This is a genomic window from Ruegeria sp. F5, from assembly GCF_056533845.1.
In genome coordinates this window covers 398,171-420,664 of the sequence record NZ_JBQFOU010000003.1, presented here as the reverse complement: position 1 = coordinate 420,664, position 22,494 = coordinate 398,171, and the positions used below count along the sequence as shown (strand labels likewise).

The 22,494-nt window shown below is 59.1% G+C and carries 21 protein-coding genes; 13 read left to right on the top strand and 8 right to left on the bottom strand.

From position 1 onward, the window contains the following. Positions 1–269 precede the first annotated feature (269 nt). The gene (locus ACR0K1_RS06945; RefSeq protein ID WP_480610220.1) at positions 270–779 is read left to right on the top strand and encodes a CarD family transcriptional regulator; all 510 of its coding nucleotides are present in this window, start codon (positions 270–272) and stop codon (positions 777–779) included. Positions 780–885: 106 nt separating this feature from the next. After that, positions 886–1,656 carry a potassium channel family protein gene (locus ACR0K1_RS06940; protein ID WP_480610222.1) on the top strand — a complete coding sequence of 257 codons (771 nt, stop codon included), beginning with the start codon at positions 886–888 and terminating at the stop codon, positions 1,654–1,656. Here the strand turns inward: ACR0K1_RS06940 and cobS are convergent. Further along, the gene (gene cobS, locus ACR0K1_RS06935) at positions 1,653–2,414 is read right to left on the bottom strand and encodes an adenosylcobinamide-GDP ribazoletransferase (RefSeq protein WP_480849396.1); all 762 of its coding nucleotides are present in this window, start codon (positions 2,412–2,414) and stop codon (positions 1,653–1,655) included. The two genes, ACR0K1_RS06940 and cobS, sit on opposite strands and share 4 nt — an antisense overlap. A 79-nt stretch (positions 2,415–2,493) precedes the next feature. Here cobS and cobT point away from each other — a divergent pair, with 79 nt between their 5' ends. Beyond that, the gene (gene cobT / locus ACR0K1_RS06930; RefSeq protein ID WP_480849490.1) at positions 2,494–3,507 is read left to right on the top strand and encodes a nicotinate-nucleotide--dimethylbenzimidazole phosphoribosyltransferase; all 1,014 of its coding nucleotides are present in this window, start codon (positions 2,494–2,496) and stop codon (positions 3,505–3,507) included. Positions 3,508–3,538: 31 nt separating this feature from the next. Here the strand turns inward: cobT and ACR0K1_RS06925 are convergent, their stop codons facing one another. Further along, positions 3,539–5,422, bottom strand: coding sequence for a monovalent cation:proton antiporter-2 (CPA2) family protein (locus tag ACR0K1_RS06925; protein WP_480610228.1), 1,884 nt, complete (start codon positions 5,420–5,422; stop codon positions 3,539–3,541). Positions 5,423–5,441: 19 nt separating this feature from the next. Continuing rightward, on the bottom strand, positions 5,442–5,897 hold the full coding sequence (locus tag ACR0K1_RS06920; protein WP_480610229.1) for an Lrp/AsnC family transcriptional regulator: 456 nt from the start codon (positions 5,895–5,897) through the stop codon (positions 5,442–5,444). A gap of 145 nt (positions 5,898–6,042) precedes the next feature. Here ACR0K1_RS06920 and hppD point away from each other — a divergent pair, with 145 nt between their 5' ends. Continuing rightward, a complete protein-coding gene (gene hppD, locus ACR0K1_RS06915; RefSeq protein ID WP_480610231.1) occupies positions 6,043–7,140 on the top strand; it encodes a 4-hydroxyphenylpyruvate dioxygenase in 1,098 nt (365 codons plus the stop codon). Positions 7,141–7,200: 60 nt separating this feature from the next. Here the strand turns inward: hppD and ACR0K1_RS06910 are convergent, their stop codons facing one another. Continuing rightward, entirely contained in the window at positions 7,201–9,252 is a 2,052-nt protein-coding gene (locus tag ACR0K1_RS06910) for a hypothetical protein (RefSeq protein ID WP_480610233.1), read from the bottom strand. A gap of 164 nt (positions 9,253–9,416) precedes the next feature. On the opposite strand from ACR0K1_RS06910, the gene ACR0K1_RS06905 reads away from it, so the two are divergent. Further along, positions 9,417–10,112, top strand: a complete 696-nt coding sequence (locus tag ACR0K1_RS06905; protein ID WP_480610235.1) for an SIMPL domain-containing protein — start codon at positions 9,417–9,419, stop codon at positions 10,110–10,112. Positions 10,113–10,114: 2 nt separating this feature from the next. Here the strand turns inward: ACR0K1_RS06905 and ACR0K1_RS06900 are convergent, their stop codons facing one another. The 3 genes from ACR0K1_RS06900 to ACR0K1_RS06890 all read right to left on the bottom strand — a co-directional run bounded on the left by ACR0K1_RS06900 (position 10,115) and on the right by ACR0K1_RS06890 (position 13,189). Next, entirely contained in the window at positions 10,115–10,825 is a 711-nt protein-coding gene (locus ACR0K1_RS06900; protein ID WP_480849392.1) for a GNAT family N-acetyltransferase, read from the bottom strand. 2 nt (positions 10,826–10,827) lie between these two features. Next, positions 10,828–12,120, bottom strand: coding sequence for an O-acetylhomoserine aminocarboxypropyltransferase/cysteine synthase family protein (locus ACR0K1_RS06895; protein ID WP_480610238.1), 1,293 nt, complete (start codon positions 12,118–12,120; stop codon positions 10,828–10,830). 73 nt (positions 12,121–12,193) lie between these two features. Next, a complete protein-coding gene (locus ACR0K1_RS06890) occupies positions 12,194–13,189 on the bottom strand; it encodes a hypothetical protein (RefSeq protein ID WP_480610240.1) in 996 nt (331 codons plus the stop codon). Between the two features lie 275 nt (positions 13,190–13,464). On the opposite strand from ACR0K1_RS06890, the gene ACR0K1_RS06885 reads away from it, so the two are divergent. The 4 genes from ACR0K1_RS06885 (at position 13,465) to ACR0K1_RS06870 (ending at position 17,560) form a co-directional block, all read left to right on the top strand. Then, positions 13,465–14,799: an NAD(P)-dependent oxidoreductase gene (locus ACR0K1_RS06885; protein ID WP_480610241.1), complete on the top strand. Its 1,335-nt coding sequence runs from the start codon at positions 13,465–13,467 to the stop codon at positions 14,797–14,799. Between the two features lie 46 nt (positions 14,800–14,845). After that, positions 14,846–15,682, top strand: coding sequence for a methyltransferase domain-containing protein (locus tag ACR0K1_RS06880; RefSeq protein ID WP_480610243.1), 837 nt, complete (start codon positions 14,846–14,848; stop codon positions 15,680–15,682). Between the two features lie 20 nt (positions 15,683–15,702). Next, positions 15,703–17,007: an NAD-dependent dihydropyrimidine dehydrogenase subunit PreA gene (gene preA / locus ACR0K1_RS06875; protein WP_480610245.1), complete on the top strand. Its 1,305-nt coding sequence runs from the start codon at positions 15,703–15,705 to the stop codon at positions 17,005–17,007. A gap of 73 nt (positions 17,008–17,080) precedes the next feature. Beyond that, positions 17,081–17,560 (top strand): hypothetical protein, encoded by a 480-nt coding sequence (locus tag ACR0K1_RS06870; RefSeq protein ID WP_480610247.1) that lies wholly within the window; start codon positions 17,081–17,083, stop codon positions 17,558–17,560. Positions 17,561–17,567: 7 nt separating this feature from the next. On the opposite strand, the gene ACR0K1_RS06865 is transcribed toward ACR0K1_RS06870, so the two are convergent. Then, positions 17,568–18,176 (bottom strand): TetR family transcriptional regulator C-terminal domain-containing protein, encoded by a 609-nt coding sequence (locus tag ACR0K1_RS06865; RefSeq protein WP_480610249.1) that lies wholly within the window; start codon positions 18,174–18,176, stop codon positions 17,568–17,570. A gap of 171 nt (positions 18,177–18,347) precedes the next feature. Here ACR0K1_RS06865 and ACR0K1_RS06860 point away from each other — a divergent pair, with 171 nt between their 5' ends. The 4 genes from ACR0K1_RS06860 to ACR0K1_RS06845 are packed head-to-tail and all read left to right on the top strand — an operon-like array spanning position 18,348 to position 22,471. Further along, positions 18,348–19,598, top strand: coding sequence for a Zn-dependent hydrolase (locus tag ACR0K1_RS06860; protein ID WP_480849387.1), 1,251 nt, complete (start codon positions 18,348–18,350; stop codon positions 19,596–19,598). A 3-nt stretch (positions 19,599–19,601) separates the two neighbouring features. Then, entirely contained in the window at positions 19,602–20,498 is an 897-nt protein-coding gene (locus ACR0K1_RS06855; protein ID WP_480849384.1) for a hypothetical protein, read from the top strand. Then, on the top strand, positions 20,495–21,949 hold the full coding sequence (gene hydA / locus ACR0K1_RS06850; protein WP_480849382.1) for a dihydropyrimidinase: 1,455 nt from the start codon (positions 20,495–20,497) through the stop codon (positions 21,947–21,949). Before ACR0K1_RS06855 ends, hydA begins: the two co-directional genes overlap by 4 nt. 30 nt (positions 21,950–21,979) lie before the next feature. Beyond that, positions 21,980–22,471: a hypothetical protein gene (locus ACR0K1_RS06845; protein ID WP_480610255.1), complete on the top strand. Its 492-nt coding sequence runs from the start codon at positions 21,980–21,982 to the stop codon at positions 22,469–22,471. The last annotated feature ends 23 nt before the right edge of the window (positions 22,472–22,494 follow it).

Sequence of the window (22,494 nt, the reverse complement as noted above, 5' to 3'; positions counted from 1 at the left end):
AAAATCGGCATGAAATTGGCGCAATACATGACCAACATGTTGAAAACGCGCAATATTCACCTGTCCGCGAAAGTGCGAACTTTCGGGTGTCGTATTTTTGTGATATAAACACTCTCACATGATGACCGATATTGGGATGCACTCCGTAAGTATGCTCACTTTGGAGTTCTGAATTTGTGACAATACCACCGCCTGACGGGGCTGAAAAAGTCCCCGCACGTGGTGTTTTTGTCGCCTGCGTTCCAAACTGTAACCAAGGATAAAACTGAATGACAAAGTCGAAAAAGCTTGAGTTCCGCCCGAACGACTATGTTGTCTACCCCGCTCATGGCGTGGGTCAGATCATCTCGATCGAAGAACAGGATGTCGCGGGGTTCACACTTGAGCTGTTCGTCATCTCATTTGAGAAAGACAAGATGACCCTGCGCGTGCCGACCAACAAGGTGACCGAAAGCGGCCTGCGTTCGCTCAGCTCGCCGGACGTGATCAGCCAGGCGATGAAGACGCTGAAGGGCAAGGCCAAGGTAAAGCGCGCCATGTGGTCGCGCCGGGCGCAGGAGTATGAACAAAAGATCAACTCGGGCGACCTGATCTCGATCGCCGAAGTGGTCCGCGACCTGCACCGCACCGACGACCAGCGCGAGCAGAGCTATTCCGAGCGTCAGCTTTATGAAGCCGCGCTCGAGCGTCTGACCCGCGAAGTGGCCGCCGTGTCCGGCGCAGGCGAGATTTCGGCTGCCAAGCAGGTGGATGAGGTTCTGACCTCGCGCGCAGCCTAAAACCGAGCAAATTGTATCAAGGGCCGTCTCTTTCGGGGCGGCCCTTTTTCGTGGCTTGGTGAAACCCGCATTTGGCGCTAATTTTCCTGTAGCCAGAGGCGGATACATGTCCAGGATAAAGCAAACCGTTAAGTTTCTGTACATCGCGCATGAGCCGGTTTCGGTCTGGTTCCGCTATGGATTGATCCTGTTTGATGCGGTGTCGATCGTGTTTTTCGTCGCCACGGCGAATATTCCGCATGGCCCGGGGATCACCCTTGCCAGCCTGTGTATCGGGGCCTTGATTCTGCTGGATTTCTCGGCCCGGGTGTGGATTGCGAAAGACCGCTGGAAGCTGTTGCGGCAGATTTACACGATTGCCGATATCGTGGTGATTGCCTCACTCATCCTCGATCCGTTTCTGACCGGCAATCTTGCCTTCCTGCGTATCCTGCGCGCCCTGCGCCTGATCCATTCCTACCATCTGCTCAGGGACCTGCGGCGGGACAGCAGCTTTTTCCGAACGCATGAAGACGCCGTAATCGCAGCAATCAATCTATTGGTGTTTGTCTTTGCAACCTCGACGGCGGTTTTAGTGTTCTTCGTCCCGGAAGACAGCCAAACGCCTTATATCGACGCGTTGTACTTCACGATGGCAACGCTGACGACGACGGGGTTCGGAGACATAACTCTGGCATCCCCGGCGGGTAAGCTGTTTTCCGTCTTCATCATGGTGGTCGGCGTCGCCCTGTTCGTGCGGTTGGCGCAGGCGGTGTTCATGCCGCAAAAGGTGCGTCACAAATGCCCAAGCTGCGGGTTGTACCGGCACGACCCCGACGCGGTGCATTGCAAGCATTGCGGATGCACCTTGCGGATTGAAACGGGCGGGGCGTCCTAAATCTGGGCGCTGATGGCGAGCAGAAAGGCGATCTCGGCTAGTTGCTGCGCGGCGCCGAGGATGTCCCCGGTCTGGCCGCCGATTTTCCTCCGCGCGACCCAGGCAAGTAGGCCAACTGCCACAGCAGCGGCCAGAACGGCTTTCAACGCAAGGATTCCGCAAAGAGCGAAGGTGACCAATACGGCCAGTCCCAGTGATACGCCAACCGGTATCGAGCCGGGGATGCCGACCGAATGGCTGAGGCCCGAATTGCGGGCATTCGGCAACGACGCCATCAAAACCGGCATCAGGGCCCGCGAAAACACGCAAGCTGCCAGAACCGCCCAGATTGGTCCGTTTGCCAATACCGCCGTAATGGCGGAAACGCGAAGAAGCTGCGAGATCAGCAGGGCAAGCACGCCATAGGTTCCGATATGGCTGTCCTTCATGATCTCAAGCCGGCGCTCGCGGGTGAACCCGCCCCAAAGACCATCGAATGTGTCGGCCAGCCCGTCCTCGTGCATCGCGCCGGTTGTTGCGATCAGAACGGCAACCACCAGAACCGCAGCCGCAAAGGATGACAGATAGGCATCGGCCAGCCAGCCAATCAGGCAGGCCAGCCCGCCCACGACCAGGCCAACCACCGGAAAAGCCCAGACCGCCTGCGCCTGCCGGGCGAAAACACCATCAGGCAACCGGGGCAGGGGCAGGCGGGTCAGCAGGACCAGCGCCAGCGGGATGTCCCACGCGGAAAAGGGTCTGGTGTCGTTTTTATGCACTCCCGCGCCTTTCGGGGTCTTGTCGGTTTGGTTGCTTCGGTTAAACACACAGGACCACTCTGATGCAATGAGGCTTTGGATGCTGCCCGAACTTAATGATTTGAAGACTTTCCGTGATGCGCTGACAACCGCTCCGGGCCCTGATGAAGCTGCGCTGAGCGGGGCGGCGGTCCGAAACGGGCAATTGACCAAACCTCCGGGCGCGTTGGGGCGGCTCGAGGATCTGGCGATCTGGTATGCCGGTTGGCGCGGGGACGCGCGGCCTCGGATCACCGCGCCACAGGTCATCGTGTTTGCGGGCAATCATGGCGTTACGGCGCAGGGCGTTTCCGCCTTTCCGCCCGAGGTTACGGTGCAGATGGTGATGAACTTTCAACACGGCGGGGCGGCGATCAACCAATTGGCCAAGGCGGCGGGTGCCAAGATGGACGTGCACGCGCTGGATCTGGACCGGCCGACCGCCGACTTCACTCAGGCCCCGGCGATGAGCGAAGAGGAGTTGCTGGATGCCCTGCGCACTGGCTGGCAGGCCGTCGACCCGCAGTCAGACCTGTTGGTGGTGGGCGAGATGGGCATCGGCAACACGACCCCCGCCGCCGCGATTGCCTGCGCGTTGTTCGGCGGTGAGGCCGCAGACTGGACAGGACGCGGCACCGGCGTCGACGATGCGGGGCTGGCCAACAAGACCCGCGTCGTGGCCGAGGGTGTGGCGCTGCACGGCGGGTCTGACGACGGACTGGACATCCTGCGCTGCCTTGGCGGGCGCGAGATTGCAGCGATGGCGGGGGCCATTGCCGCTGCGCGTGTCCTGCGCATCCCCGTCATTTTGGATGGATTCATATGCTCGGCGGCGGCGGCCTGCCTTGCGCAGGTATCCGACAGTGCGCTGGATCACGCCATAGCGGGCCACCAAAGCGCCGAAGGGGCCCATGGTGCGGTTCTGGCCCGGTTGGGCAAGGACCCTCTGCTGAATCTGGGCCTGCGCCTTGGTGAAGGCTCGGGCGGGGCGCTGGCCATCAACATTCTGAAAAGCGCGGTTGCCTGCCATTCGGGCATGGCCACCTTTGCCGAGGCAGGTGTGTCTGACGGCTGATTGCCGACCCTGACCGGAGCAAGTGCGCCGGTCAGGCCGATTTCTTGGCGTGTTCCTCGGCCAGTTCAAGCAGCGCCGTTTCCAGATCTTTTTCCAGCCGCCGTGCGCGGTCGATGTATTTCTTGTTCTCGGCGGTTGGCAGGCCCGGAACCCAAAGCTCGGCCAGTTCGCGAACCGAGGCCCGGTCGTGATGGTAAAAGGTCTGCTCGGCCTGAGCGGCCTCGTATTCGCTGAGCCCTATGTTTTCCAGCACATAGCGGCCAGCCCGCAGTGAACTGTCAAACATCTCGCGCACAATGTCGTTCGCGCCGGCCTGATACAGCTCGTACACATGCGTCCGGTCATGGGCGCGCGCGATGATATGCAGGTCGCGCCGCTGACGCCGCGCATAGCTGACCAGCCGCGTGACTTGTGTCCGATCATCCATGGCGGCCACAAGAACTGACGCCTTTTCAAACCCCGCCGCGCGCAGCAGTTCGGGCCGAGTGGGATCGCCAAGGAACCCTTTGACGCCAAAACGGCGCATCAACTGGATGGTCTCGATATCGTGGTCCAGAACGATTGTCTTGAACCCGCTGGCGCGTACCAGGCGGTTGACGATCTGACCGAACCGCCCGATCCCGGCGATGATCACAGGGCCTTTTTCGTCGATCTCGTCCGGTTCCATTTCCGTGGTCACCTCACCGATTTTGCGCGAAAGCAGATCGAAGAGAATGAACAGCAACGGGGTTATCAGCATCGTCAACGCGATGATCATCAACAGTTTTTGGGCCAGATCCGGCGGGATAACATTCTGTTGTCTGGAAAACGCCAAAAGTACGAAACCGAACTCACCCGCTTGTGCCAGCCCGAGTGTGAACAGCCAGTGATCGCGCCCGCGCAGCTTGAATGCTTTGCCGACCAGAAACAGGATGATCCCCTTGGCCAGTATGACCAGCAGCGCCAGCCCGATCAGGTCAAACGGGTCATTGAAGAAATACGCGACGTTGATCCCGGCCCCGACGGTGATGAAAAACAGCCCCAGGAACAGCCCTTTGAAGGGTTCAAGGTCACTTTCCATCTCATGCCTGAATTCCGAGTTCGCCAGAACGACACCGGCCAGAAACGCACCCAGCGCGGGCGACAGCCCCACCAGCGTCATCAGGAATGAGATGCCGACGACGATCATCAGGGCCAGCGCCGTGTACATCTCGCGCAGGCGGGTCGAGTGAATGAACCTGAACAATGGCCGGGTCAGGTAGATACCTGCCAGAATGACAAATGCCACCGCAGCAAGGGTTATCAGTGTCACCGCCCAGCCCGGCAACCCTTCGACCAGGGACAGGCTGTGATGGGCCGCGCCGTGATGATCGTCACCGGCACCACGGTCGATTGACCCATCCGCCAGAATATGCGGCATCGCAGGCAGCGCGAGCAACGGCAGGAACGCCAATATCGGAATGACCGCTATGTCCTGCGTCAACAGGACCGAGAAGGTCGCGCGCCCGCCATTGGTCTGCATCAGCCCCTTTTCAGACAGCGTTTGCAGCACGATCGCGGTCGAGGACAGCGATAACGTCAGCCCGACCGCCAACGCGACGGACCACGGGTGGTTGGCATACATCGCCACGCCGGCGATGACGGCAGTGGACAGGGCGACCTGCAGACCGCCAAGGCCCAGCAACCTGTCGCGCATGTCCCACAAGGCGCGCGGCTCAAGCTCCAGTCCGATCAGGAACAGCATCATCACGACGCCAAACTCGGCAACGTGCTGCAATTCCTCGGTTTCGGCACCCACCAGCCCCAGAACCGGCCCGATGATGATACCGGCAGCCAGATATCCCAGAACCGACCCCAGCCCCAGACGCGCCGAAAGGGGTACGGCGATCACGGCGGCGGCCAGATAGATCGAAGCCTGATAAAGGAACTCGTCCATATTTTTCCTCTTGCACCGGTCAGGTTGGCAGGGGGGCGTCTCGTTTTAGCTGGTCCATCACGATCTGGCTCTGGACCCGTGCAACGGCAGGATGCGGCAGGATCACCTGATGAAGCAAGCTGTTGAGGGCGGAAAGATCATCGCAATAGACATGCAGCAGGTAATCTGCCTCTCCGGTCATCGTCCAGGCGCTGGTGATTTCCGGGCGGGTATCGACCATGCGGGCGAAACTGGCCGATTGCTCGGGGCCGTGGGTGCCCAGATGGACCTGAATGAACCCCTGCACGTGCAGCCCCAGTTTCAACGGATCAAGCCGCGCGGCATAGCCGGTGATGTAGCCTTCGGCCTCAAGCCTTTGCCGCCGTCGCCCGGCCTGACTGGGTGACAGGTTCAGCATCTCACCCAACTGATGCGCCGTCAGGTGGGCATCCTTCTGCAAGGCGGAAAGAAGATGCGTGTCTGTGGCGTCAAGCATATGCGGCGTATTCCCGTATTTCTAATTATGTGTGCGAGATTTGCGCGTCTGAACATAGTTTACAGGAAAACAATGCGCAGAAAAAGCGTGGGATAAGGCGTATTTTAGAATCAGCAAAGAATTTCCTGTTTGAAAGGAGGCACCCATGGGCCCTTTCCCGCATAATGCACCGAAATCTGTCATCAGTGACGAAAACCCCGCCGGAACGGACGGCTTTGAATTTGTCGAGTTCGCACATCCCGAACCGCAGGAACTGCGCGACCTGTTCGCCAAGATGGGGTTCGAACTGGTGGCGCATCACAAACAGAATCCTGCTGTCGAACTTTGGCAGCAGGGCGATGTCACCTATATCCTGAACGCCAACCCGGACAGCTTCGCCGACAAGTTCGTGGCCGAACACGGCCCCTGCGCCCCGTCGATGGGATGGCGTGTCGTCGATGCGCAAAAGGCTTATGAGCATGCCGTGTCGAAAGGGGCCGAGCCCTATGACGCGGTCGATAAAACAATGGACGTTCCTGCAATCAAGGGTATCGGTGGATCGCTGATCTATTTCATCGATCAGTACTACGACACGTCGCCCTATAATCACGAGTTCAACTGGATCAAACAGTCCAAACCACGGGGTGAGGGGTTCTATTACCTCGATCACCTGACCCACAATGTCTACAAGGGCAACATGGACAAATGGTTCGGGTTTTACGGCGACCTGTTCAACTTCCGTGAAATCCGCTTTTTCGACATTCAGGGCAAGTTCACCGGGCTTTTCAGCCGCGCGCTGACCTCGCCCTGCGGTCGCATTCGCATTCCGATCAACGAAGATCGCGGTGAGACAGGCCAGATTGTGTCCTACCTGAAGAAGTACAAGGGTGAAGGCATCCAGCACATCGCGGTCGGAAGCGAGGATATCTATGCCTCGACCGACGCGATTGCCGAAAAGGGCCTGAAATTCATGCCGGGGCCCAATCAGGCCTATTACGACATGTCCACGACGCGCGTGACCGACCATGAAGAGCCGCTGGACCGGATGATGAAGCACGGCATCCTGATCGACGGCGAAGGCGTCGTGGATGGCGGCGAGACACGGATTCTGCTGCAGATTTTCTCGAAAACCGTAATTGGCCCTATCTTCTTCGAGTTCATTCAGCGCAAAGGCGATGATGGGTTCGGCGAGGGGAACTTTCAGGCCCTGTTTGAATCCATCGAACGGGAACAGATCGAATCCGGCGAGATTTCGGCGGCCTGAAATTGTTACTTCAGCGCGCAGACCAGTTCTGCGCGCCTTTTTTTGTTGGGCACGAAATGCTCAGCTACGCGGCATGGACAGGGTCAGGTTGCGGCCCTTTTTCTGATACCGCAATTCGCTGTCGCTGATGGCGATGACCTTGCCGCCATCCAGACGATCCCCGATTTTCAGCTTTTTGTACCGCCCGCTGGGCAGGCGCACCAATGCGCGCCGGTTGGCCGGGGTGCCGTAAACGCCGATCAGGTTCAGCCTGCGCAGGTTAAGCGCGTTGTCGATTGTCGCCTGACGGGCAACGGACGCAGCAGACGGTATCTTGGGCGCCACCGCTCTGGCTTGGAACGATCCGGCCTCGTCCGAGCTTTGGTTGACTGCCGCCGTCGAGCCCAGATTGGCCGTGTTTGCGCTGGCCGGTGCAGCCGCCGCCACGACACGGGCCGGGCGGAGTTTGGGGCGCGGGACCCGGACAACAGCCAAGGCCGTGGGGGTTTCATCCACCTGCTGCTTAACCTGCAGCGACTCAGGGCGCAGTTTGGGGCGCACACCTGCGAGTTCTTCCAGCGAGCGACCGCCCAGTTGCTGGCGTTCGAACTGCTCAATCAGATCGCCGGGACGACCCTTCGGGCGCAGACCTGCCAATCGCTGATCAGCCTCGTCGATCACCGGTTCTTCCTCGAACCGAACGGGCGGTTCCGGCGGCACCGAGGAGGGGCGACCTGCATAAACCATGACGCCATCGGGGTTCAGGGTGCCTTCGGAGGTTGGCGGCACCAGCCCGCGTTCATCCAGATCAAAATCTCCGTCTGCGGATTGAGGCAGAGCGATCTGAACAAACGGTAAATCCGTGTCAAAGCTTTCGACCGGGGGCAGGGCAATGGCGTCACTCGACAGGTCTGGTTTGTTGACCGAGGCCAGATAGTAATCGTCATCCTCTACCGGAACCGGCAACTCCAAGGCGGCTGGAGGCGTGATGTTCACCGCAGTCGCCGGGGCGAATTCCGTCTGAGGGTCCGTCTGGACCGACTCCACCGGCGTCGGAGGAATTTTCAAGGCCTCCAGAATCGCCGCGTCGGTTGAGGAGAGTTCCGGTTGCTCCTCAGGCTCCGGCAAAGATGCGGTTTCTGTGCCGGTTTCATCCGGCTGTTCGGGCACGGCAGGCTGAGGTTCGGAATTGTCTGCGATATCAGTTTGTTCTGTGTCTGTCTTAACCTCTGGCTGCACCACTTCAACGGGGGCCGAGGCGACCTCGGTTTCTTCGTCGTCAGACGCAAACAACGTCCAGACCGACAGCAAAACCCCGGCCAGTATTGCCGCCGCAATTGCGGGTAAAACCAAGCGTCCGGCCTTGGGTTCCGCCGCCGCAAAAACCGTTTGAAACGGTGCGCTGGACGGTTCTACCGAGCGGAACGTGTCAGGGTCCGCGCTTTCGGCAATGGCGTGAACGGGCGGTTCGGGTTCGGCAGGTGGCGGAGCAACTTCCGGTTCTGCAGGTTCAAGCGGTTCCTCTTCTGAGGTGGTTTCGACCTCGTGAGGGGACTCTTTCTCTGGCGTCGTATCAAGCTCGGCAAGCGGCTCGTCCTCGGGCGTCGTTTCAACCGCGACAGGCGGCTCATCCTCTGGCGTCGCTTCGATCACGTGCGGGGGGCCATCTGAGCCAAAACAGGGCTCTTGCGGGAAGTCCTCTTGACCCGGATCAGCGCTGAACAGGACCGGGATGAACCCGTGCTCGGCAGCAAAGGTTTGCGCCTCATCCAGTGTCTGGCGTGCTACTGCCGCGATGTGGATCGTGGTGCCTTCGGTCGCGGTGTCAAAGGACAGTTCCGACAGGTCGTAGGGCGTGGCCGAGGCCAGCGCGTCATAGACTTTTTGCTCGCTTTCCTCGGGGCTTAACCCATTTGTTTCAACCGACAAGTAGCGTATTTGATCCTCGGGGATCACGACCTTGCAACTCAGGTCATTTTCCAGCGCAAAAGCCTGATCGCGCAAGCTGCGAATCCGGTCCGACAGGTCGGGCGCGTCCAGCGGGACTGTGCCGATCTGATACCAATCGTCATCCGATTGGTGGTGCAGCGATATTCCGGCAGAAGAAAATGACAGCGCAAAGGCAGGTTTCATAATCCGGAGGAACCATAATTGTCAGCATCAATGCAAACGGCATTGCGTTCGCAGACCGACAATAAAGCAGGAACCCGCCGAGGGAAAGAAAAAGCCAATCTTCCCCCTTGTTCCACATACCCCCGCAAACCCATGTTGAGGCAGAACAACTCGGAGAGAGAACCTTGAAGACACTCGCTTTTCTGGCCGCAATGATGGCCGCGACCACCGCCGGGATGGCCCATGCGGAAGAACGTCGCATCACCGTTGATGCCACCGGAACCGTAGAGATTGCGCCCGATATGGCAACAATCACCCTGGGCGTCACCAACGAAAACGCTGAGGCATCTCAGGCCATGCAGGCCACATCTGACGCCGTCAGCCAGGTGCTGGCGCGGCTGCAGGAGATGGGCGTCGAAGAGCGCGATATCCAAACCCGCGACCTGTCCCTGTCGCCGATCTGGTCAGGTCGCAACAGCCAGACCGGAGAGCAGCCCGAGATCACCGGTTTTGCTGCCTCGAACCGCGTGTTCGTGCGGGTGCGCGATCTGGACAAGCTGGGGCAGATCATGGATGCGGTCATTCAGGACGGCGCGAATAATTTTGGCGGTCTGACCTTTGGCGTACAGGACCCCAAACCGCTCGAGGCGCAGGCCCGCGCAAAAGCAGTGGGCGAGGCCACGGCCAAGGCCGAGCAACTGGCGCAGGCCGCCGGGATCACTCTTGGGCCGGTCCAGTCGATTTCCGAACATTCGGGCGGGGTTCGCCCGATGCTCGAGATGCGCGCGATGAGCATGGCCGATTCCGGTGGCGTTCCGGTCGCGGGGGGCGAGGTTTCGGTATCCGTCAGCGTCTCGATGGAGTTCGGAATTTCCGAATAATCCTAACCCTTTGCACGGGCCATCAGCGGTTGGCGCTGTTGGCCCGTTTCGTCGAAGTTGTCCGGGGACAGCCAGGTTTCGAACGCCTCGCGAATACGCGGCCAGTCGCTGTCGATGATGGCGTACCACGCCGTATCCCGATTACGCCCCTTATAGTGGGTTGCCTGCCGGAAAATTCCTTCGAAGGTAAAGCCCAGCCGCTCCGCCGCGCTGCACGAAGGCGCATTCAGGGCGTCGCATTTCCACTCGTAGCGGCGATAGCCCAACTCATCGAAAACCCGCCGCATCATCAGATACATCACCTCGGTCGATTGCGGCTTGCGCTGCAACAGGGGTGAGAAGTGGATATGACCAACCTCGATCGCGCCCGCGACGGGTTCGATCCGCAGGTATGAGGCCATGCCGACCGGCACCTCATCCGCATCCAGCACCGTATGAAACATCGGGTCGGCATCCATGCAATTGGCGCGCGCCCAGTCCTCGAATGCGGGTTCCGCGTCGAAGGGGCCGTAGGGCAGGTAGGTCCAGTTACGCCCATCGGTGTCGTTGGCAAACGCCCGGAACAACCCGGGCGCATGGCGGTTCACGTCCAAAGGCACGACCGAGCAATACTGCCCCTGCATCGGCGTATAAGGCGGCGCAGGGCGGGGAAACTCGCCCTGAACCGGCAGGCCGATGGGCTGGCCCAGCTCGTTTGTGTCGTGCTGTGCCATCGTCAGGCGCTGGCTTTGCTGAGCGCCTGATCCAAGTCGGCGATCAGGTCGTCGGCGTCCTCGATCCCGATGGACAAGCGAACCACGTTGGGGCTGGCGCCTGCGGCCTCTTGCTGTTCGGGTGTCAGCTGCCGGTGGGTCGTGGATGCCGAGTGGATGATCAGTGATCGCGCGTCGCCCAGATTGGCTACATGGCTGAAGATTTCCAAAGCGTTGACCAGCTTGATGCAGGCGTCATAACCACCCTTGACCGCAAAGGTGAACAGCGCGCCCGCGCCGCGCGGGTACTGTGCCTTGACCCTGTCGTGGTAAGGCGATGAGGGCAGACCCGCATAGGTCACGTATTCCACACGGTCGTCAGCCTCGAGCCAGGCGGCGATCTTCTGGGCGTTCTCGACATGCCGCTCCATCCGCAGCGACAGGGTTTCGATCCCCAACAGCGTGTAATGCGCTGCCTGCGGGTTCATCGTCATGCCGAGGTCGCGCAGGCCGATGGCGATGCTGTGGAAGGTGAAGGCCAGCGGGCCGAATGTCTCGTGGAATTTCAGGCCGTGATAGGCGGGTTCCGGTTCGCTGAGCGAGGGGAACTTGCCATTCGCCGACCAGTCGAACTTGCCCGAATCCACGATGCAGCCACCGGTGACAGTGCCGTTGCCGGTCAGGTACTTGGTGGTCGAATGCACCACCAGCGTTGCGCCATGTTCGATCGGGCGGCACAGGTATGGCGTGGCCGAGGTGTTATCGACGATCAGCGGAACGCCCGCGCCATCGGCCACATCCGCCAAAGCGCGGATATCGGTCACATAGCCGCCGGGGTTGGCGATGGATTCACAGAACACCGCGCGGGTGTTTTCGTCGATGGCGGCTTTGACAGCGTCCAGATCGTCGGTGTCCACGAACTTGGCCGACCAGCCAAAGCGCTTGATGGTCTGGCTGAACTGCGTGACCGTGCCGCCATATAGACGTGTCGAGGCGATCACGTTGCAGCCCGGCCCCATCAGCGGGAACAGCGCCATGATCTGCGCTGCATGGCCCGAGGAACAGCAAACCGCGCCAACGCCACCTTCCAGCGTGGCAACACGTTCCTGCAGAACGGCCACCGTAGGGTTGGTCAGGCGGGAATAGATGAACCCAACCTCTTGCAGGTTGAACAGGGCTGCCGCGTGGTCCGCATCGCGGAACACATAGGCCGTTGTCTGGTAAATCGGTGTCTGGCGCGCACCGGTCGCCGGGTCGGGGCGGGCGCCTGCATGAATTTGCAGCGTGTCAAAACCATAGGTGGGGCCGTCAGACATCTTGAAAATCTCCTGTTGGAATTTGTCTTTAGTGACTGTCTAGGCGATTGCCCGTGTCCGCACAACGATCCTGTCAGCGCATCCACAACCCGTTGCGCTTGATCGTATTGCGAATGACCTGCTCGCGCTGGGGCAGGTTGTCCTGATCGAACAGATTGCGGATTTTCGCGCCCTTGCCCTGAATGACCAGTTTTTTCAGCGGGTCGTAGTTTTTCAGGACTTTCTTGACCTTGTTGGGCGTGGCGACGGTTTCCAGAACCTTGATCACATGATCGCTTTCGCGGGCGTAAAGCAGGGGAAACAGCCGGTAGTGGCAGCTGACGGTGCCATCCAGCAGCCCGTCGGGCAGAGCATCCCGCCCGCCCCCGAAAGAGTGGATCACCAGCGGAAGCGCAACCTGATCCAGCCAGGGGTCGAGGTTTTGTCCTGTCAGTTCCGGAATGTCTTCGTCGCGGATGGCGCGGGCGTATTCAAGGAAACGCTCACCGAACAGACGGGGGCATTTGTAGAAGAAATAGCCTGCGTTGAAGTACAAATACCGCCGCCAGTAGTCTTGCGGCTGTCCGGCATCCAGCGAGCTTTCGAAATCCAGCCCAAAGCGCTGGTAAAGCGCGCGCCAGATCCCTTCATAGCCCGGACCGTAAAGCGTGGGTCTGGGCCATGTCCCTTCAACCCGCAGCGACGCGCCGGGGCGGTTGAAATCAAACGGGACGCTGTTCAGGTCTCCGGTGATCAGCGTGTCGGTGTCGAAGAAGACAAAGGGCTCACCCTCGGGCAGGGCAAGCAGGGCCTCGATCTTGTTGCCGTTGGGATAGCTGTCGCCGAACACATGCGTGTCGAATGGCAGGATCTCGGCTCCCAACTGTCTCAGCGCCTTCAACACATCCTCATCCTGGATGCTGGGGTTCTGCTGCCAGCGCGGGCCGGGGTTCGGCGTTGCGACAAACAGCTTCCCGTCGAAATCCGGCGAAGAATGGCGCAGCGAGGCGGCGAACAGAACCGCCTCATACTGCAGGCGGTTGTTTTGCCCGACGATGACGACGTTGAATTTCTGCGAAGGTGCCTGCATTTTGCCTGTCCCTGTGGGCGTCTTTATCTTGCGCTCTTAGTTCGGGATTACAGGAAGCCGCGTAGGGCGTCAAAAGCCTGTCGTTTGAATCTGAAGGGGCAGGGCAGACAGGACACAGCGGCATTTGCATCAAAATCGGGCAAAACCGACTGGGAATGCACGTGATCGGGTCGGATTCCTCATTTTTTGACCAATTGGCAAATTTTACCAATTGATAAAAATTTCAGATGTGGCAAGCTGGAGCCATAACAAACATATCTACAGGGAGTAGAGTGATGGCACAGGGCCAGATGGCACCCGGGATCGTTTCCGGGCGGCTTTCCAGCGATGAGCTGACCTCGAATTTCACCGATCTGCATCCGCCACTGGCCCCGCATGAGGCCGCCGTGGCCGCCGATCGCTGCTATTTCTGCTATGACGCGCCATGCGTGACGGCCTGTCCGACGGATATCGATATTCCGCTGTTCATTCGCCAGATACAGGCCGGGCAGCCGCAATCGGCAGGGCGCACGATCCTTGAACAGAACATTCTGGGCGGCATGTGCGCCCGCGTATGTCCGACCGAGACACTGTGTGAAGAGGCCTGCGTGCGCGAAGCGGCCGAGGGCAAACCGGTTGAGATCGGACGCCTACAACGCTTTGCAACCGACGACATCATGGCTTCCGGCGCGCATCCGTTCAGCCGCGCGACGTCGACCGGCAAGACCGTGGCGGTGGTTGGGGCGGGGCCTGCGGGGCTGGCCTGCGCGCACCGTTTGGCGATGCTGGGCCATGACGTGGTGATCCACGAAAGCAGGCCCAAGCCGGGCGGTCTGAACGAATACGGGATCGCCGCCTATAAGTCGACCAACGACTTTGCGCAGGCCGAGGTGGACTGGCTTCTCAAGATCGGCGGCATCGCGGTTGAGACCGGATCGATGCTGGGCGAAACCATCTCGCTGGACGGCCTCTTGGAAAATTACGATGCGGTCTTCCTGTCGATCGGTCTGGCCGGTGTGAACGCACTGCGCGCAGGTGGTGTCGACAAGGATGGTGTGCGTCCTGCGGTCGATTTCATCTCGGACGTGCGGCAGGCCAGTGATCTTGCCGATCTGCCGGTCGGTCGGAATGTGGTTGTCATTGGCGGCGGCATGACAGCGGTGGATGCGGCTGTGAAGTCCAAGCTGCTGGGGGCCGAGCATGTGACCATCGCCTATCGCCGGGATCGTGACGCGATGGGGGCCAGCCGGTATGAACAGGATCTTGCAGCGTCGCACGGGGTTCGGATCATGACCAACGTGCAACCCGTGGCCGTTCACGGAAACGGCGCTGCGGCAGAGATCGAGTTGGAATACACTTCCAGCCGGGATGGGCAACTGACAGGCACCGGAGAAATGATCCGCCTGCCTGCGGATCAGGTGCTCAAGGCCATCGGCCAGACACTGGATGGCGCGCCCGAGGGGTTGACGCTGGACGGCAACAAGATCGCTGTCACCGGGGCAGGCCGAACCTCGATGACAGGTGTTTGGGCGGGCGGAGACTGCGCTGCCGGTGGCGAGGACTTGACCGTGACTGCCGTGGCCGAAGGCCGGGACGCGGCAATGGACATCCACGCAGCACTGGTTTCGTGATAGGGTGGGGTATTCACCCCATTCCTTTCGCTGCCGAGGTTTTCTCATGTCCCAGATCGAACAAGCTGTTGCACAACACTACACGACCGGCGCTTTGACCGAACGCGTCCGCGCGGCGCTTGAGGCAAGCGGGATCGACCCGGATGCGGCCACCGTCGCCGATCTGAAGGCCGGGGATGAGTTCCACACGGGCGGCGTTCTGGCGACCGACAACCTGTTCGCGCAACTGTCGCCGACCCATGCGACACGGGTGCTGGATGTCGGGTGCGGGATAGGCGGCACCTCGCGTTACATCGTGGACCGGTTTGACTCGACGGTGACGGGGGTCGATCTGACGCCGGAATTTGTCGAGACAGCGACCGCGCTCAGCGATCTGGTTGGTCATTCCGGGAAGACCAGCTTTCATGTCGGCAGCGCCTTGGACATGCCGGTACCGGATGCCGGGTTTGACCTTGCGGTCATGTTGCATGTGGGCATGAACATCGAAGACAAGGCCGGGCTGTTTGCCGAAGTCTCGCGCGCCTTGGCCACAGGCGGGACCTTTGCCCTGTTCGATGTCATGGGCGGAGAGGCTGCCGAACCATTGGCTTTCCCCCTGCCGTGGTCGACCTTGGCCGAAACGTCCTTTGTGGATGCGCCGCAGGTTTACAAGGATGCGGCGGCGGCGGCGGGTCTGGACCTGACCACCGAAACGGACCGCACCCAGTTTGCGCTGGAGTTTTTCGAGGAAGTCTTTGCCAAGATCGCCGAAACCGGCCCGGCCCCGCTGGGCATCCATCTGATGATGGGCGAGACGGCCCCTGAGAAGTTCCAAAACTACGTCGAAAACCTCAAGGCCGGGCGCATTCGCCCGACAGAAATGATATTCAGAAAAACCGGCTGAGGAGCCGGGAAGGAGTACCCATGGCTGACCTGACGACTGACTTTCTGGGAATTTCCAGCCCCAATCCCTATTGGCTGGCATCCGCACCCCCGACCGACAAGGAATACAACGTGCGCCGCGCGTTCGAGGCCGGGTGGGGCGGTGTCGTCTGGAAAACGCTGGGGGCCGAGGGTCCGCCGGTCGTCAACGTCAATGGCCCGCGTTACGGCGCAATTTACGGCGCGGATCGGCGGCTGTTGGGCCTCAACAACATCGAACTGATCACAGACCGGCCATTGGAGGTGAACCTTGAAGAAATGGCGCGGGTCAAGGCCGACTACCCGGATCGCGCGCTGATCGCGTCGCTCATGGTTCCGTGCGAGGAGGAGGCGTGGAAAGCCATCCTGCCCCGCGTGGCCGAAACCGGCGCGGACGGGATCGAACTGAACTTCGGCTGCCCCCACGGGATGAGCGAGCGGGGCATGGGCTCTGCCGTGGGTCAGGTGCCGGAATATATCGAGATGGTCACGCGCTGGTGCAAGAAACACTATGACCGTCCGGTGATCGTCAAGCTGACGCCGAACATCACCGATATCCGCAAACCCGCCGAGGCCGCGCGGAATGGCGGTGCCGATGCGGTGTCGCTGATCAACACGATCAACTCGATCACCAGCGTCGATCTGGACACGTTCAGCCCCGAACCCTCGATCGACGGCAAGGGTAGCCACGGCGGCTATTGCGGCCCGGCGGTAAAGCCGATTGCACTGTCGATGGTGTCCGAAATCGCTCGGGCCGAGGCGACGCACGGCTTGCCAATCTCGGGCATTGGCGGCGTTACGACCTGGCGCGATGCGGCAGAGTTCATGTCTCTCGGCTGTGGCACGGTGCAGGTCTGCACGGCGGCGATGACCTATGGTTTCAAGATCATTGATGAACTGACCGCTGGTCTGTCCGAGTGGATGGACGAAAAGGGCTATTCGAACGTCTCGGAAATTGTCGGGCGGGCGGTCCCGAACGTGACCGACTGGCAATATCTGAACCTGAACTATGTCGCCAAGGCCAAGATCGACCAGGATCAGTGTATCAAATGCGGTCGATGCTATGCGGCGTGTGAAGACACCAGCCATCAGGCGATTTCCATGTCACCCGACCGGGTGTTCGAGGTGATTGATGAGGAATGCGTCGCGTGTAACCTCTGCGTTGATGTCTGCCCAGTCGAAGGGTGCATTTCGATGGTGCCAATGGCCGCTGGTGAGGTCGATCCGCGCACCGGTAATGTTGTGCAGGAAGAATACGCCAACTGGACGACGCACCCGAACAACCCGATGGCAAAGGCCGCCGAGTAGGGGAAACGGGCATATCGGCAACCCGCGTTCGGCGTTAAGCTGCCGCTGACGGACATGATCAAAGGAGAGCGTCATGCCAGCGGCACCAGCGGGCCGGAACAAGGGCGGCAACCGGGTTTCCAAACTGGACCGGGACCAGTCGAAAAAGAACGTTGCTTTGTCAAAGGCAAAGCAGCGCGACGCCATGGCCGCCAAGAACTTCATACAGCATCAGAAGCAGATCAAGAAGGATCGCGACGACATTCTGAAGTTGAAGAAATCCATCGAAGGCATGCTGGCCAAGCTCAAGGAAGACCGCGCGCTGGATCGCCAGTTCATGGGGCAGGTCATCAAAAAGGTCAAAGCGCTTCAGAACTTTGACCAATACGTGAAGGCATCCGCTCAGCAGCACACGGCTGGGGTTCAGCAACCCAAGATGTATACGGCAATCGTCAAGGATGCAGGGAAAGTGCCCAAGGTCAACACGGTCAAAACGATGGGTGATTTTACGATTCTGCTGGCAATGGCGATTGTTATTCTGAACCGTATTCTGGCGCTGAAACCCAACAAATAATCACTGGCTAGGGCGTCAGCAATTTTCGATAAAGCGTGTCGATAAACGGTCCGGCCCCATCATAGGGGTCTTCGTCCCCCAGAATAGACCGCACCTGCACATCAAAATCGGCGTAGTGCTGGGTCAGCGCCCAAATCGAAAAGATCAGGTGATGCGGGTGGAGCCGGGCGATTTTCCCCTGATCCATCCAGCGGGTCAGGATTTCGGCCTTTTTGTCCACAAGTTCTTTCAGATCATTGGACAGCGCCTCGTGAATGCGTGGCGCGCCCTGAACCAGTTCATTTGCAAACAGACGGCTTTCGCGCGGTAACTCTCGGCTCATCTGCAGCTTGCGGTGGATGTAGGACAGGATCTCGTGCATCGGGTCACCGTCCGCGTCGAGATCGTGCAGGGGGGCCAGCCAGACCTCGAGCAAACCGGACAGAAGGGCGGTGTGAATCGCCTCTTTCGACGGGAAATAATAGAGCAGGTTGGGTTTGCTCAGACCGGCCTCGGCGGCGATCTGATCCACGGTCGCCCCACGAAACCCATGCGCCGAAAACACGTTCAGCGCGGCCTCGAGAATCGCGGCGCGGTTCTTTTTCTGGATACGGGTCGGTGCGCGGTCTTTTGGCATGTTTCCTGCGTGTTTCTTTTTCCGTCAACCGGGTGCGAAATATGCCGAAAAATCCGGCGGTGCCTCGCAATTTCTTGACTGATCCCGAACCCGTGATAGCGTGAGTTTGACCAGATGGTCAAATCAAGACACCAAAAGCGAGCCAAATCGCAAGCGACAGGGATAAAGACTATGGCAGCTCCGGCGCAGAATCTCAGGATCAATGGCGACAGGTTGTGGGACAGCCTGATGGAGATGGCCAAGATCGGGCCGGGTGTTGCGGGCGGTAACAACCGTCAGACCCTGACCGATGAGGATGCCGAAGGACGTGCCCTGTTCCAGGCCTGGTGCGAGGAGGCCGGGTGTTCGATGGGTCTGGACCAGATGGGCAATATGTTTGCGCGACGCGAAGGAACAGACCCCGAGGCGTTGCCAGTTTATGTCGGCTCGCATCTGGATACACAGCCCACCGGCGGCAAGTATGACGGTGTGCTGGGGGTGCTTGGCGGGTTGGAGATCATCCGCACCCTGAATGATCTGGGTATCAAGACCAAACATCCGATTGTGGCGACCAACTGGACCAATGAAGAGGGTACGCGTTACGCGCCCGCAATGCTGTCTTCGGGCGTTTTTGCCGGGATGCACACGCAGGATTGGGCCTATGACCGCGAAGATGCCGAGGGCAAGAAATTCGGCGATGAATTGCAGCGTATCGGATGGCGCGGCGACGAAGAGGTCGGCGCGCGCAATATGCATGCGTTCTTTGAATTGCACATCGAACAGGGGCCGATTCTGGAGGCCGAAGGGAAAGATATCGGCGTTGTCACCCATGGACAGGGCCTGAGTTGGACGCAGGTCACCGTGACCGGGAAAGACGCGCATACGGGATCGACCCCGATGCCAATGCGCAAAAATGCCGGTCTGGCGATGGCGCGTATTCTTGAGAAGGTGGATGAGATTGCATGGTCCCACGCCCCTCATGCCGTTGGCGCGGCGGGGCATATCGAAGTGTTCCCGAACTCGCGCAACGTGATCCCCGGCAAGGCGGTGTTCACGGTCGATTTCCGCTCGCCCGATTTGGAGGTGATCACGGATATGGAAGGCCGCTTGCGGGTAGCCGCCGAGAAAATAGTGGCGGACATGGGCCTGCAGATCGAGTTCGAGAAGGTCGGCGGTTTCGATCCGGTGAAATTCGACGACGGCTGTGTGGCCGCGGTGCGCGATGCGGCGAACCGGCTGGGGTATTCGCATCGCGACATCATCTCGGGCGCGGGGCATGATGCCTGTTGGATCAACCGGGTAGCTCCGACCGCGATGGTCATGTGCCCCTGCGTGGATGGGTTGAGTCACAATGAGGCGGAAGAGATCAGCAAGGACTGGGCCGCGGCCGGGGCGGATGTTCTGTTTCACGCGGTCGTTGAGACGGCGGAGGTCGTGGAGTAGGAGATGGATGTCGATAAGATACTTGCAGCGGCGGTTTCTTTTTCGAATTTCTTCACAATTCGTTTGATTTGTGGATTTCTCGCCGTACTAATTGTATTTCCGGTTTTCGGAATGGAGTTTGACTCCGCCAGCACATATTTAAGTAATCTTCCTTTGCTTGATGCGGCGCTTGAATCCTACACTAACACGATCACTGCACTGGGCATCGACGATGTCGCAATATACCTAATTTTTTTCGTCTTCATTACTCTTCTTCATCTAAACTACGTCTTTAGCCTATCCATCGGAAAAGTAATTCCTCCCAGCTTTAACTTTCAAAGCCTTGAAAATCTGGAATTTCTGATTTGGACGGATGTGTCGCGATTGATTTCTGAGCGGGGCGGAGACGAAGAAGCTCGAAAAACTCTGACGAAAAAACTTGCTGGGGCGGTTGATGGTATCGGAAATGAAACGAGTAACTTGTACTCTAAATCTCTAAGTCAATCAGTTGAGTTTTATCGGTTAACCAAGTTCTTTTTCTTCGCTTTAATCATCATTACATTTTTTACTGATGCGTTTCCGAGTAACCCTCTTCTTAAAGGAAGGGCCGTTCCAGTATTGTTTTTGGCGTTCATCGGCACGCTTATTTTAGGTCTTCGATACTACCTGATTTCCAGAAACGCGCATACGCAGGTCGTGTCCAATATTAGAAGAAGGGTTGAGCATGTTCTTCGCGGCGAAGCCGACGAAGTGTTTGCACAGAAAATGGATGGCGCTATCGCGAGCTATTACGCCCGTTTCTCCGCCAAAATCGATTGGAATCTCCCAGGTGTTGGTTCTGCACGTGTTTTGGTGGAGCCGTTGCTGGAAAAACGAAAGCTAAAAAACAACAGAAATGTCCGAGAGGAACAGGAAAAATGAGCACTGTGATCAAGAACGGAACCGTTGTGACCGCTGATCTGACCTACAAGGCGGATGTGAATGTCGAGGGCGGGGTTATCACCGAAATCGGGCCCGATCTGCGCGGTGACACAGAGTTGGACGCGACCGGCTGCTACGTGATGCCGGGTGGCATTGATCCGCATACGCATCTGGAGATGCCGTTTATGGGGACCTATTCCAGTGACGATTTTGAAAGTGGGACGCGGGCCGCGCTGGCGGGCGGCACGACGATGGTTGTCGATTTTGCGTTGCCCAATTCGGGGGAAAGCCTGCTGGATGCATTGAAGCGCTGGGACAATAAATCAACCCGGGCCAATTGCGATTACTCGTTCCACATGGCGGTGACCTGGTGGGGCGAGCAGGTGTTTGACGACATCAAGACGGTCATCGAAACGCGCGGGATCAACACGTTCAAGCATTTCATGGCCTACAAGGGCGCTTTGATGGTGAATGATGATGAGTTGTTCGCCTCGTTCAAACGTTTGGCCGAGTTGGGTGGCACCGCGATGGTGCATGCCGAGAATGGCGATGTGGTGGCTGAGCTGAGTGCTAAATTGCTGGCCGAGGGCAATACGGGCCCCGAGGCGCATGCCTATTCGCGTCCGCCGCAGGTTGAGGGGGAGGCGACCAACCGCGCGATCATGATTGCGGATATGGCTGGCGTGCCGCTTTATGTGGTGCATACCTCCTGCGAAGAGGCGCATGAGGCTATTCGGCGTGCCAAGATGCAGGGTAAGCGGGTGTGGGGCGAGCCTCTGATCCAGCACTTGACCCTGGATGAAGGCGAGTATTTCCATCACGATTGGGAGCACGCGGCGCGGCGGGTCATGAGCCCTCCGTTCCGGAACAAGCAGCATCAGGACAGTTTGTGGAATGGTCTGCAATCGGGGACGTTGAGCGTTGTGGCGACGGATCACTGCGCCTTTACGACCGAGCAGAAACGCTATGGCGTGGGTGATTTCACCAAGATTCCGAACGGCACCGGGGGGCTTGAGGACCGGATGCCGATGCTCTGGACTTATGGCGTGAACACCGGGCGGTTGACGCCGAACGAGTTCGTGGCGGTTACTTCAACAAATATCGCCAAGATATTGAATTGCTATCCGAAAAAGGGCGCGGTTCTGGTCGGTGCGGACGCTGATCTGGTGGTTTGGGACCCCGACAAGGCCAAGGTGATCTCGGCCGAGACGCAGCAGTCGTCCATCGACTACAACGTGTTCGAAGGCAAAGAGGTGCGCGGGCTGCCCCGCTTCACGCTGACTCGTGGCGCAGTGGCGGTGCATGATGGCGAGATCAGAACTCAGGAGGGCCACGGGAAGTTCGTGGCGCGCGAGGCCAATACACATGTGCACAAGGCTTTGAGTACGTGGAAAGAGTTGACTGCGCCGAGACCGGTTGAGCGGACGGGTATTCCGGCGACGGGGGTGTAATCTGATGAGGCGTATGCAGAGGTAACGGCGATGAAGGTTGGGAATACCATCAAGCTGAAGGGCTACATCACGCAAGCACATTTTCTTGCCAAGAAGTCCGGCCCGCAGTTGGAACGATTGCTCGGCTTCAAGGCAGGGCGGCTTGGCCTCGGTTGGGCTTTGCTTCATCTGAGCAAGCTGCCCGGCGTCGACGATTTTCAGTTCCGTGGATATTCGCAGATGTCCGGTGGTGTCAGCATGGGACACCTGAAGAATCCTTTGGACAAACGTACAGCGGAACAGAAACTGAAGGATGACCATTTCGATGTCGTGAAGCTCAAGGAAATGATCATCAAGAACACTTTTTCGGTGTCCGGCTCAAAGCGCCTTGTGAAGGTGATTCCGAACAGAAAACCCAGTGGAAACAAGGACTACCCGCCGGGATCAGGAATACCGCAATGGGAGCTTGTCCGTCCGCTTCAGTTCAAGGTCGCAGCCGTCATTCTGCCGGACGGTACAAAATGGCAAAAGAAGGATGGATAATTCAGTGTCGTGCCACGTGAAAT